This window comes from Olsenella uli, assembly GCF_901212675.1.
Lineage (GTDB): Bacteria > Actinomycetota > Coriobacteriia > Coriobacteriales > Atopobiaceae > Parolsenella > Parolsenella uli_B.
Map to the genome: position 1 here is coordinate 88,857 of NZ_CAAKOQ010000038.1, position 12,020 is coordinate 100,876.

Annotated in this window: 13 protein-coding genes and 1 tRNA gene; 1 reads left to right on the top strand and 13 read right to left on the bottom strand. The window is 67.5% G+C overall.

Annotated features, from left to right (window positions below; translation table 11 throughout):
• Positions 1 to 99 precede the first annotated feature (99 nt).
• The 13 genes from thiI to EFAMC1_RS05955 form a co-directional block, all read right to left on the bottom strand.
• Positions 100 to 1,476 (bottom strand): tRNA uracil 4-sulfurtransferase ThiI, encoded by a 1,377-nt coding sequence (thiI, locus tag EFAMC1_RS05895; RefSeq protein WP_154053382.1) that lies wholly within the window; start codon positions 1,474 to 1,476, stop codon positions 100 to 102.
• Positions 1,477 to 1,480: 4 nt separating this feature from the next.
• Complete coding sequence (locus EFAMC1_RS05900; RefSeq protein WP_154053383.1) at positions 1,481 to 1,768, bottom strand: DNA-directed RNA polymerase subunit omega; 288 nt, start codon at positions 1,766 to 1,768, stop codon at positions 1,481 to 1,483.
• A gap of 12 nt (positions 1,769 to 1,780) precedes the next feature.
• Positions 1,781 to 2,347, bottom strand: coding sequence for a guanylate kinase (gene gmk, locus EFAMC1_RS05905; RefSeq protein WP_154053384.1), 567 nt, complete (start codon positions 2,345 to 2,347; stop codon positions 1,781 to 1,783).
• A gap of 2 nt (positions 2,348 to 2,349) precedes the next feature.
• Positions 2,350 to 2,658 (bottom strand): integration host factor, actinobacterial type, encoded by a 309-nt coding sequence (gene mihF / locus EFAMC1_RS05910; RefSeq protein WP_154053385.1) that lies wholly within the window; start codon positions 2,656 to 2,658, stop codon positions 2,350 to 2,352.
• Positions 2,659 to 2,838: 180 nt separating this feature from the next.
• Positions 2,839 to 3,570: an orotidine-5'-phosphate decarboxylase gene (gene pyrF, locus EFAMC1_RS05915; protein WP_154053386.1), complete on the bottom strand. Its 732-nt coding sequence runs from the start codon at positions 3,568 to 3,570 to the stop codon at positions 2,839 to 2,841.
• 309 nt (positions 3,571 to 3,879) lie between these two features.
• Positions 3,880 to 4,788 carry a dihydroorotate dehydrogenase gene (locus EFAMC1_RS05920; protein WP_154053433.1) on the bottom strand — a complete coding sequence of 303 codons (909 nt, stop codon included), beginning with the start codon at positions 4,786 to 4,788 and terminating at the stop codon, positions 3,880 to 3,882.
• Positions 4,789 to 4,847: 59 nt separating this feature from the next.
• Positions 4,848 to 5,645: a dihydroorotate dehydrogenase electron transfer subunit gene (locus EFAMC1_RS05925; protein WP_261981798.1), complete on the bottom strand. Its 798-nt coding sequence runs from the start codon at positions 5,643 to 5,645 to the stop codon at positions 4,848 to 4,850.
• Between the two features lie 100 nt (positions 5,646 to 5,745).
• Positions 5,746 to 7,035, bottom strand: a complete 1,290-nt coding sequence (locus EFAMC1_RS05930) for a dihydroorotase (protein ID WP_154053387.1) — start codon at positions 7,033 to 7,035, stop codon at positions 5,746 to 5,748.
• The gene (locus tag EFAMC1_RS05935) at positions 7,022 to 7,954 is read right to left on the bottom strand and encodes an aspartate carbamoyltransferase catalytic subunit (protein WP_154053388.1); all 933 of its coding nucleotides are present in this window, start codon (positions 7,952 to 7,954) and stop codon (positions 7,022 to 7,024) included. Before EFAMC1_RS05935 ends, EFAMC1_RS05930 begins: the two co-directional genes overlap by 14 nt.
• Position 7,955: 1 nt before the next feature.
• Entirely contained in the window at positions 7,956 to 8,540 is a 585-nt protein-coding gene (gene pyrR, locus EFAMC1_RS05940) for a bifunctional pyr operon transcriptional regulator/uracil phosphoribosyltransferase PyrR (RefSeq protein ID WP_154053389.1), read from the bottom strand.
• Positions 8,541 to 8,864: 324 nt separating this feature from the next.
• A complete protein-coding gene (locus EFAMC1_RS05945; RefSeq protein WP_154053390.1) occupies positions 8,865 to 9,989 on the bottom strand; it encodes a glycosyltransferase in 1,125 nt (374 codons plus the stop codon).
• Between the two features lie 5 nt (positions 9,990 to 9,994).
• The gene (locus tag EFAMC1_RS05950) at positions 9,995 to 10,777 is read right to left on the bottom strand and encodes an ABC transporter ATP-binding protein (protein ID WP_222838656.1); all 783 of its coding nucleotides are present in this window, start codon (positions 10,775 to 10,777) and stop codon (positions 9,995 to 9,997) included.
• An 11-nt stretch (positions 10,778 to 10,788) separates the two neighbouring features.
• Positions 10,789 to 11,598, bottom strand: a complete 810-nt coding sequence (locus EFAMC1_RS05955; RefSeq protein WP_154053391.1) for an ABC transporter permease — start codon at positions 11,596 to 11,598, stop codon at positions 10,789 to 10,791.
• Positions 11,599 to 11,864: 266 nt separating this feature from the next.
• On the opposite strand from EFAMC1_RS05955, the gene EFAMC1_RS05960 reads away from it, so the two are divergent.
• A tRNA-Asn gene (locus EFAMC1_RS05960) sits at positions 11,865 to 11,939 on the top strand.
• The last annotated feature ends 81 nt before the right edge of the window (positions 11,940 to 12,020 follow it).

Sequence of the window (12,020 nt, forward strand, 5' to 3'; positions counted from 1 at the left end):
GGAATCGGGGCCTGGATGCAAAAGAGGGCCTCAGGAATTGTTGATAACCAATAAAGCGCAGGTCGCAGCTGTGTTGAAAACCCTCAACGGCACGCACCTTCAGGCATGACCAGCCAGGCCAAGACCGCAACCACGTGCGGTCGCAAACCCGACTCGGGCAAAGAAAGCGGGCGGCCCGCATGAAGCGGACCGCCCGAAATGTGACAAATCATACGGAAGGAAATGTGACAGCGAGGCATTCCACTCGGCGGGAGCGAGGTCGCGATGGCGGGCCTTGAGCTCCTTGGGCGGGCGGTACGAGGGGCACGCGTCGAAGTCGATGTACTCGATGTCGCGCACGAGCTGCTCGACCATCGCCGCGTGGTCGAAGGTCTCCCACGCCTCGCGCACGGCCCTGAGGCGCGCGTGCGTCTCAGGACGGCGCGGCATGAACAGCGTGCAGCAGTCGGAGACGTCCTGCGCGCTGATGTCGTACGTGCCGATCTGGCGGGCACGCTCCTGGATCTCGACCTTGTCGGAGCCGATGAGCGGACGCAAGACCGGGATCTGGGCCACGTCGTCGGTGGCGGCGATGTTGTCGAGCGTCTGGGAGGCGACCTGGCCGAGCGACTCGCCCGTCACGAGCGCCTTGGCCCCCTCGATCTCGGCCACGCGCTGCGCCACCTCGAACATGAGGCGGCGGTACATGATGACGCGCAGCGCCTGGGGCGCCTTGAGCGAGATCTCGCGCTGGCAGGCACCGAAGGGCACCACGTAGAGGCGCCCAACCATGCCGGCAGGCCCCAGGGCCCGCACGATGTCGATCGTGAGCCACTCGGAGTCGTCGCTCGTCATGGGACGGCCCGAGAAGTGCACCGGCACGCAGGTGGCGCCGCGGCGGCCCACCATCCACGTGGCCACCGGCGAGTCGAAGCCGCTCGAGAGCAGCGTGACGACCTTGCCGGCCGTGCCCACGGGCAGCCCGCCTGCACCGCGCACCGAGGTGGCATCGGCGTAGACATAGACATCGCCCTGCACGACGTGCACGTTCACCGTGACGTCGGGGTGATGCATCTGGACATGCTTGTCGGGGAAGGCGTCGCAGAGCACGGAGCCCACCTGACGATTGAGCTCGATGCTGTGGATGGGATAGTCCGTATTGGAGCGGCGTGCGTGGACCTTGAAGGTCTCGAAGCCCTCGCAGGCACCCATGGCCTTGACCGCGGCGGCCTCGTACTCCTCGGGCTCTCGGGCGCAGCGGTACGCGAGCGACACGCGGGCCACGCCCGGCACGCGCGACACAAGGTCGACGACGCCATCGGGCACCTCGCCATCGGGGAAGCTCACGCGCACGTAGCCCGAGAGCCGCTCGACATGTGCCGAGCGACCCTTGAGCGCGCGCTTGAGGTTGGTGATGAGCTGGCGCTCGAAGGTGGAGCGGTTCTTTCCCTTGAGGCCAATCTCGTGGTAATGGACGATGCAGACGCGCGTCGTCACGGCACTACCCGGCAATCTTGGTGGTCGTGTCCTTGATCGCCTCGTCGAAGTCCTCCTGGACGTAGCCAAGGGTACCGTCGGCAATCTCGTCCATAGCGATGGACGTGGAGTCCTGGCCGGAGACGACGGTGGTGATGTCGTCGACGTCCTGGATGGCCGTCACGCGGAGGTGCTGGCCACGGAGCATGTTGTTGATGTCGCAGGCGCGCTTGGACGCGACGGAGCACAGCAGGAACGGGTTGTGCTCGGTCTTGGCCAGCAGCTCGTCGATCTCGGGCTTAATGACAGACATGTACGTGAAACCTCAATTCATCTCGTGGGAGTCGAGCGCGGCGAGCAGGCGCGCGGTCGCCTCCTGGAGGTCATCGTTGACGATGCGCTCGTCGTAGCGGGGCGCAAGCGCCATCTCTCCGGCGGCATCCTTGAGTCTGAGCTCGAGGTTCGCCTCGTCCTCCGTGCCACGTCCGCGAAGGCGCCGCTCGAGGACCTCCATCGAGGGCGGCTCGATGAACACGAGCACGGCGGCCGGGTAGGCCTTACGGATGTTGAGTGCGCCCTGGACGTCGATCTCGAGGATGACGGAGCGCCCGGCGGCGAGGTTCTTGTCGACCTCGGAGCGAAGCGTCCCGTAGCGGTGACCGTGGACGTTGGCCCACTCGAGGAAGTCGCCGGCAGCGACCCTGCACTCGAACTCGTCCTCGCTCAGGAAGTGGTAGTCGACACCGTCGCGCTCGCCTGGTCGTGGCTCCCTCGTAGTCGCAGAGACCGTCAGGCCGAGGTCGGGACGCTGCTCGCGAACGCCCGCGAGCAGCGTACCCTTCCCCGCTCCCGACGGCCCGGAGACGACGAAGAGCCTTGGGGTGCGAGACACGGCTACTTCGAGAGGATCTCGAGGAGCGCCTCGCGCTGACGGGCACCGAGGCCCTGGACGCGACGCTTGGGGGAAATCTCGAGCTCATCCATGATCTTGGCGGCCTTGGCCTTGCCATAGCCCGGGAGCGACTCGATCAGGGCGCGGACGGGCATGCGCGTGGCGGCGGGGTCGTCGGAGCTCAGGACGGACTCGAGCGTGACCTTGCCGGTCTTGATCTTGTCACGAAGCTCGGCACGGGCGTGACGGGCCTCGGCGGCCTTCTTCAGGTTGGCAGCGCGCTGCTCCTCGGAAAGCTGAGGGAGAGCCATGTTTCCTCCAAACGTAGGTGCTAACGAACAAGAAACCGCAGGGTAAAGTACCCCCTGCGAAACGGCTGTATGACACTATGGCAATCTAGCGGCGAGTTTGCAAGTAAAACATGCGATTTCCTCGCCATATACCACGGACGGGGGCCTGCGTCGCCGCCCGCGGGCGCACTGGCATGTCGGCTAGAGCGCGTTCGCGACCTCTCGCTCGATGGCATCGAAGGCAGTGGCCGCGTCGGGGGCCTGCGTAATGGGACGGCCCACCACGATGTGGCTCGCCCCCGCGGCGATGGCCTGGGCGGGCGTGGCCACGCGGCTCTGGTCGCCCAGCGCGGAGCCGGCCGGGCGCACGCCGGGGCACACCACGAGCGCGTCCGGGCCCAGGAGGTCGCGCATCTCGCGTGCCTCCTTGGGCGAGCAGACCACGCCGTCGATGCCCGAGCGCTGGGCCAGCGTGGCGAGCGCGGCGGCCTGCTCGGGGATGGGGCGTCGCACGCCCACGGAGGCGAGCGCTGCGGCATCCATGCTCGTGAGCACCGTGATGGCCGCGAGCAGCGGGGCATGGCCGAGGCGCTCGCGGGCGAGCTCGGCGCCCTCGTGGCAGGCCTCGAGCATGGCGGCGCCGCCCGAGCCGTGGACGGTGATGAGATCGGCCCCGCTCGTGGCGGCGGCGAGGACGGCGCCTCTCGCCTGGTGCGGGATGTCGTGGAACTTCGCGTCGACGAAGACCTTGAAACCGCGCTCGGAGAGCTCGCGCACGAGCGGCAGCCCGCCGGCGTAGATGAGCGTGATGCCCACCTTGAGCCACGTGGCATGGCCCTCGAGGCGACCCGCCAGCTCGCGGGCCTCGTCGGGCGTGCAGTCGAGCGCGACCATGATGCGATCGCGCGCGGGAAGGCTGTCGAAACGTCCCATGTGGTTCTCCTTCTGCGTTCGCCCGCCTCGCGCGGGCGCGTCTCACGTGTATTCCTGCGCCTGTCCCAGCAGGCGCCCGGTCAGGCTGCGACACGCGACCAACCCGGACGCCCGACGGCTCGCCAGGGGCAACACCGACCAACTCGGACGAAAAGCGGGAGAAAAACGTCCGAGTTGGTCGCTAAGGCGGAGGCGACCATCCAAGCACGTCGCGAATGCGCAAGCCCTCGTCCAAGTTGGTCGCCTACGCGCGGGTACCCATCAAAGTTGGGCGCGAGCTTTGCCGGGGTCAGCGACGAGGCTCACTCGCTATCCCTCGAACGCGCCCACGAGCTCGCGGATGCCCGAGACGCCCTGGCCCTCGGCCCACTCCGTGAGCTCGGCGAGGATGCGCGGCGCGGAGTCGGGGCGCACGAGGTTGGACATGCCCACGGCCACCGAGGTGGCACCGGCGAGGATAAACTCGGCCGCGTCCGCGCCGCTCATGACGCCGCCCACGCCGACGATCGGCAGCTTGACGGCGTTGTGGACCTCCCACACCATGCGCACCGCGATGGGGTGCAGGGCCGGGCCCGACATGCCGCCCGTCGGCCTCGAGAGCCTGCTCCTTCGCGTGCGCACGTCGATGGCCATGCCTGGGATGGAATTGATGACCGTGAGGATGTCGGCACCCTCGACCTCGAGCGCGCGGGCCACGTCGACCACGCGGGCCGGCGCCATCTTCACGAGCAGCGGGCGCTTCGTGCGGCCGCGCACCGCGCGGATGACCTCGGCCGCGCCCTCGGGCGTGGAGCCCATGGCGCAGCCGCCCGCGGCGATGTTGGGGCAGCTGATGTTGATCTCGAGGCCGGCGGCGAAGGGCGCGAGCTCCTCGAAGAGCTCGACGGCGGCGACGTACTCGTCGACCGAGTGGCCCGCCACCTGGCAGATCACGGCCGTGCCCTTGTCGGAGAGCTGCTGGAGGTACTCGCCCGAGCTTGCCACGAGGCCGCGGACCCCGGGGTTCTGCAGGCCCACGGAGTTCATGACGCCCGAGCAGATCTCGGTCATGCGGGGGGCGGGGTTTCCCTGCCAGGGTTCGGCGGCGCAGCCCTTGGTGGTGATGGCGCCCAGCTGGCTCACGTCGTAGAAGCCCTCGAACTGCCAGCCGAAGCCGTAGGTGCCAGCCGCGGTGTTGATGGGGTTCTTGAGGTGGATGGGGCCAAGGTCGACCGACATGTCCACGCGCGGGGCCGCGTCTGCCGCAGCGCCGGCCGCGACGTCGATGTTCTGCTCGCTCACCAGACCAGCCTCCTCGAGTCGAAGACGGGGCCGGCCGTGCAGGCGCCCATCATGCCGCTCGTCGTCTCCACGTTGCAGGTGTTGCACGCGCCAAAGCCGCAGGTCATCATGCGCTCCACCGAGACCTGGCAGGCGACGCCCGCCTGCTCGGCGAGACGTGCCACCGAGCGCATCATCGGCTGGGGACCGCACGTGAGCACGAGGTCGTAGGTGCCCGTGGCGAGCATGGGCTCGACCTCGGCCGTGACGAAGCCCCTGGTGCCGGCCGTACCGTCGTCGGTGGTGACGCGCACCTCGCCGCAGCCGCGCTCGGCCAAGGCATCGGCGCCGCAGAGCTTGGCCGCCGTGAGCGTGCCCACCACGGCGTCGTGCGCCACGCCGGCGTCTTGGAACATGCCCGCCGCGGCGATGACCGGCGTGATGCCGATGCCGCCCGCCACCACGAGCGCACGCATCGCGTCCTTGGGCAGGCGCCAGCCGTTGCCGCCCGGGCCCAGCACCGTGGAGCCGGACCCAGCCACCATCTCCGAGAGGCGCCGCGTGCCGTCCCCCACGACGGCGTAGTACGTCTCGACGGTGCCTGCCTCGACGTTGGCCTCGGAGAACGAGACCGGCAGGCGGACGAGTTGCGTACTGTCGCCCGGAACCTCGAAGCTCATGAACTGTCCGGGCCGAAGCGTCTGGGCAAGGCGGGGCGCCTCGATGGTGAGTCGCCAGATTCCTTCGGCCACGGGCGCGTTCTCCACCACGGTGAAGTCGTGGATGCGCGCCGCGGGCGGTGTGGGTATGGGCATGTCGCTCCTCTCGTTGTGCGACCGGGCGGCACGGGGCCGCCGCGCGAGGCGCCCGGGCTCCCCGGCCCGGGCGCACAGAATCGAAGGGTGAGGGACTGGCCTAGGCCAGCCTGGCGTCGCGCAGGACGTGCCTGCCGGCGACGAGCGTGTCGGTGGCGCGACCCGTGAGGTGCGCGCCCAGGAAGGCGGAGTTGGACTCCTTGCCGGCAAAGAGCTCGGGTGTCACGTCGAAGGCGTAGGCGGGGTCGACGAGGGTGAGGTCAGCCACCGACCCCTCCTCGACACGCACCGGCTCCAGACGGGCGATGCGGCGGGGCGCCACGCACATGGCCTCGACGAGGCGGGACCAGCTCATCTTGCCCGTGGCCACGAGGTTGGTGAGCACGAGCGGCAGGCTCGTCTCGAGGCCCACGACGCCGAACGGCGCGGCCTCGAACTCGCGCTCCTTCTCGAAGGGCGCGTGCGGCGCGTGGTCGGTGACGACGCAGTCGATCGTGCCGTCGACGAGGGCCTCGCGCAGCGCGGCGGCGTCCTCGGGCGTGCGCAGGGGCGGGTTCATCTTGAGGTTGGTGTCGTAGGTCTCGTCCAGGGCAGTCTCGTCGAGGAAGAGGTGGTGCGGGCACACCTCGGCCGTGACGGGCAGGCCCTCGGCCTTGGCGGCGCGCACGAGCTCGGCGCCGCGGGCGGTGGAGATGTGGCAGATGTGCAGCGCGCAGCCCGTGAGACGGCAGAGGTCGATGTCGCGGCCGATCTCGACCTCCTCGCCGGCGGCCGGCCACCCGGCGAGACCCAGGCGCGTGCTCGCGCGACCCTCGTTCACCTGGCCGTGGTTGGAGAGCGAGTCGACCTCGCAGTGGCAGGCCACCACGCGGTCGAACTGGCGCACGTAGTCCATGACGGTGCGCAGCATGCCGGCGCTCTGGACGCCATGGCCGTCGTCGGAGAACATGCAGGCGCCCTCATGGGCCATGTCACCGATCTCAGCGAGCTGCTCACCCCTCTCGCCCTTGGTGCAGGCGCCGATGGGACGCACGTGCACGAGGCCGCAGGCATCGCCCTTGGCGATCTGGTAGCGGATGCCCTCGCCCGTGTCGACAACAGGGTCGGTGTTGGGCATCGTGGCCACGTCGGTGAACCCGCCCACGGCGGCCGCGGCCGAGCCCGTCTCGATGGTCTCCTTGTACTCGTAGCCGGGGTCGCGGAAGTGGACGTGGATGTCCACGAGACCAGGCACGAGGTACTTGCCGGTTCCGTCGATGACCTCGGCGCCCACCGGCACCTGCACCGACTCGGCCACCTCGGCGATGCGCTCGTCCTCGACCACGACGTCACGGACGGCGTCGAGGCCCACCTGCGGGTCGACGACGTGGGCTCCCCTAATCAGCAGCATTCTCTTCTCCTCCCAGCAAGAGGTACATGGCGGCCATGCGGGTGTAGAGGCCCGCCGCCACCTGATTGGTCACGAACGAGTTGGCGGCGTCGGCCGGCACCGAGTCGATCTCCATGCCGCGGTTCATCGGGCCCGGGTGCATGACGATGGCGCCCTCCCTCATGCGGGCGTGGCGCTCGGCGTTGAGGCCCCAGAGGCGGTTGTACTCGCGCTTGCTGGGGATGGTGGCGCCCTCCATGCGCTCGAGCTGGACGCGCAGCATGTAGATGACGTCGGCGTCCTCGATCACGGAGTCGAAGTCGTAGGTCTCCTCGCAGCCGAAGACCTCGGGGTCGGGCAGCTGGAAGGTGGGCGGGCCCACGAGCGTCACCTTGGCGCCCATGGTGCGCAGCGCCGGCGCGAGCGAGCCAACGACGCGGCTGTGCAGCAGGTCTCCCACGATGGCCACCTTGAGGCCATCGATGTGGCCGAAGCGCTCGCGCATCGTGTAGAGGTCGAGCAGGGCCTGCGTGGGGTGGGCGTGCTTGCCGTCGCCGGCGTTGATGACGCACGCGTCGGTGTAGCGGGTGATGCGCTGGGCGGTACCGGCGTTGCGGGCACGGCAGACGAACATGTCGATGCCGTAGGAGTCGAGGGTCTTGATGGTGTCCTCGAGGCACTCGCCCTTCGAGACGCTCGAGTTGGAGCCCTGGACGTTGAGCGAGTCGGCCGAGAGGCGCTTCTCGGCGATCTCGAACGAGGAGCGCGTGCGCGTGGAGGCCTCGAGGAACAGGTTCACCACCGTGCGGCCGCGAAGCGCCGGCACCTTCTTGATGGTGCGGTGGTTGACCTCCTCGAACGTGCGCGCCGTGTCGAGGATCTGCGTGATGTCGTCGGCCGTGAGGTCGGTGGTGTTGATGAGGTTTCGAACGGACAGCATGCTAGGCGTCGACCTCCCCGCTCTTGATGGCCTGCTTCTCGGCGGCGACGTCCCAGATTTCGACGGCGTCTTTGCCGTCGAGGTCGCTCACGAAGACGCGGACGTCCTCCTCGTGCGAGCTGGGAACGTTCTTGCCCACGTAGTCGGCGCGGATGGGCAGCTCGCGGTGGCCGCGGTCGACCATGACGGCGAGCTGGATGGTAGCCGGACGTCCGAAGTCGATGATCGCGTCGAGCGCCGAGCGCACCGTGCGGCCCGAGAAGAGCACGTCGTCGACGAGGATGATGTCCTTGCCGTCGACGTCGAAGGGAATCTCGGTCTTGTGCAGAACCGGCGCCACGCGGCGGCTCACGTCGTCGCGGTAGAAGCTGATGTCGAGCTTGCCCACCGGCGGGCGGATACCCTCGATGTCCTCGATCTCGGAGGCGAGGCGGGTCGCGAGGTTGGCGCCCCTGCGCACGATGCCGACGAGCGCGAGGTTCGCGGCACCCTCGTTATTCTCGATGACCTCGTGGGCGATGCGGGTGAGGGCTCTGGCCATCGCCGCCTCGTCCATGATCGTCGCCTTGGGTCCCAGCTGTTCCATGTGGCTCCCTTCGCAAAAAAAAGACGCCCTGCCACGAGCGGCATGGGACGTCTGCGAGGTGATCCATGTTGTGCGCGCGAGCCATGTGCCCAGGGTCGCGCTCATGAGCCTTGCCGGCGTCCCGCGCCGTCTTAAAGGTCTCCTGTAGTGTAGGGCTTTGCCGGGCCGTCAGGGTCTGGAATTTCTGTCGAGGGCGGAGACGGGCGCATGGGCGGGACGGCGAAAGCCGGGCGGCAGATGATGTCGCAGGTGCTGGCGCCGGTGCCGCTCGGCCGGTGGCCATACGGGCGCCGGCCACGGCCCCACGTAAGGCACCGCGTTCCCCTACTTAAACGCCAACTTGATCCGGCCGAGGGCGTAGCCCGCCCCGTTAGAGCGCCACGAGCGCCCGAACTCCGCGACGAGCGAGGCCAGGTAGCGGGCCTTCGACATGCGCGGCACCGCGTGCCCCGCCCGCTCGAGCACGAAGGCGCGGGCCGCCGGCGAGGCGTCCGTCATGCCGGCCACGATGGCCGGGTCCATGCGCGAGCACATCGCGTCGAGCGCGGGCCGCACGTCCGCGTCGTCGAGGGAGCCCTCGAGGCGCGCGCCCGTCACGTAGCGAAGCCCCACGTAGTAGAGCGCCTCGAGCACGCCCCTGTCCGTGACGTGCAGGCGCTGGGCCACGTCGGCCATGGCGCCCCAGCGCTCGAAGGACATCGCGCCGATGCGGCGGTTGGACGAGCTTCCGGGCAGGTCCTCGCGATAGCAGTAGAAGGACCTCTCGAGGTAGACGATGCGCTTGGCCGCGCAGAGTGCCTCGAAGCCGAAGGGCGTGTCCACCCAGCCGGCACCCGGCAGCTCCATGAGGCGGATGCCCCGCTCCTCCAGATACGCCTTGCGATAGAGGGCGCTCCAGATGGAGGGGTGGTGGCGCACGAGGCGCGGCGCCTGGTCGATGGTGAAGGGCTGTCCGGCCGGACGCACGCAGCCGTAGTAGATGCAGCGCAGGCGCCGCTCGCGGCCCGTGCCGCAGCCGACGATGCGCCAGTACGGGCTCTTCACCACGTCGGGCGCGTCCGCGCCGAGCTCGGGCGAGAAGCTGCGCGCAAAGGCCATGAGCTCGTCGTACATGTGCGGCTCGACCCAGTCGTCGGGCTCCATGATGGCCACGTAGGTGCCGCGCGCCTCGGCAAGGCCGCGGTTGACGGTGGCACCGTAGCCCTGGTTGGCCTTGTCGATCACGCGCACGCGGGCATCCTTGGCCTCGTGCGCGCGCATGATGGCGAGCGAGCCGTCGGTGGAGCCGTCGTTCACGACGAGGACCTCGAGCGAGCAGCGGTCGTTGCGCTCGATCGAGGCGAGCGCCGCATCGAGGTAGCGCTCCACGTTGTAGACGGGCACGACGACGGTGACGTCGACGCGGTCGGCCGCGGGCTGTCTCGGCCTACGCCCTGCCTTGGTCTCCATGTCCCCTACCCGTGATACGACTCGTAGGCCGCGCAGACCTCGTCGGTGGGGCCCAGCATCTTCTGCTTGCCCTTCTCGATCCAGCACACGCGGTCGCACATGCTCTTCACGAGCTCGATGGAGTGGCTCACGAGGAGCACCGTGCAGTCGTTGGTGTCAATGAGGTTCTTGATGCGTCGCTCGCACTTCTGCTGGAACAGGAAGTCGCCCACCGAGAGCGTCTCGTCCACGATGAGGATGTCGGGCGTGGTGACCGTGGCGATGGCGAAGGCGATGCGCGCCACCATGCCGCTCGAGTAGTTCTTGAGCGGGATGTCCACGAAGTCCTTGAGCTCGGCAAAGTCGATGATGCGATCGAAGTTGTCCTCGATGAACTCCTTCTTGTAGCCAAGCAGCGCGCCGTTGAGGTAGATGTTCTCGCGCGCCGTGAGCTCCATGTCGAAGCCGGCACCAAGCTCGATGAGCGGCGCGATGACGCCATGGACCTCGCACGTGCCGCTTGTGGCCTCGAGCACGCCCGCGATGATCTTGAGCATCGTCGACTTGCCCGAGCCGTTGGTGCCCACGAGGCCGAATGCCTCACCCCTGCGCACCTGGAAGCTCACGTGGTCGAGCGCATGGAACTCCTCAAAGAGCAGCTCGCGACGGGCAAGCTTGATGAAGTATTCCTTGAGGGAGTTGAGCTGCTCGGAGGCCATGTTGAAGACCATCGAGACGTCCTTGACGTCCACGACGACCGGAGCATCCTCGCCGGGGATCTCGGGACGCATGAGAATGGAATCGGACATTGCGTCCCTCCTTAGATGTAGAGGATGAACTTGCGCTCGAGCCTGTGGAAGACGAAGAAGCCAAGCGCAAGGGCAGCGACTGCCCAGAACGCGCACATGGCAAAGGTGATGAGCTCGGGCACCTGGCCGTTGATGAAAATCATGCGCATGAAGGTGATGTAGTTGTACATCGGGTTCGCGAGCATGATGAGGCGAACGGCGGCATAGGGAACGTCTGCGATGAAGTCAACCGGCCAGAAGATGGGCGTGGCGTACATCCAGGCCAGCATGAGGACGCCCCACAGGTGGATGACGTCGCGGAAGAAGACCGCGAGGGCCGAGAGCAGCAGGCTCATGCCAATGCAGAAGAACATGAGCAGCACGAGGCAGATGGGCAGGAGCAGCAGCGCCGGCGTGGGCCACACCTGCTCCCACACCATGACGAGAACGACCGCGACGAGCGAGAACGCGAAGTTCACGAGCGAGAACAGCACGCGCTCGGAGGGGAAGACGAGCTTGTTGACCTTGACCTTCTTGAGCAGAGGCGCCGCGTCGATGATGGAGACCACGCCGGCACCCGTGGAGTCCGAGAAGACCGACCACGTGATGTTGCCCAGGATGAGGTAGAGCGGGTAGTGGTCGATGGACGCGTAGCGCAGGAAGGAGGAGAACACGAAGCTCATGACGATCATCATGAGCAACGGGTTCAGGACGCTCCACACCACGCCGAGAACGCTTCTCCTGTACTTGAGCTTGAAGTCCTTGGTGACGAGTTCGCGAAGGATGAAGAAATCCTTGGCTCCCTGTCCCTCGATGAAGGCGCTCTTGCTTGCTTGTGACACGCGGCGGCTCCAGACCTGTCGGATGCTTAGCAGACGTGCGAGGCGCAGGGCCCATACCCTGGGACCGGTTGCCTGAAGATGCGACCGTCAGCCGTGAGGCCCGGCCCGACAATCGGCGATGCGTCGCCTGCTCGTAGGTCGAGATTCTAGCACAGCAAAAATCTCTAAATTTACCCTTGCGCTCACTCACAGCTTCTGTATACTAGCTATCGCGCTGCGGCGGAGGGGGTTCAAAGAATAGCTTTCCAGCCGCGCTTTTGACAAATTCCTCGGTAGCTCAATGGTAGAGCACTCGGCTGTTAACCGAGCTGTTGTAGGTTCGAGCCCTACCCGAGGAGCCAGTACATGATACCCGTCAGTCTTCGGACTGGCGGGTTTTTCTTTGTTGCATGGTATTGGATTGCTGCATTCCGGCGAGGACG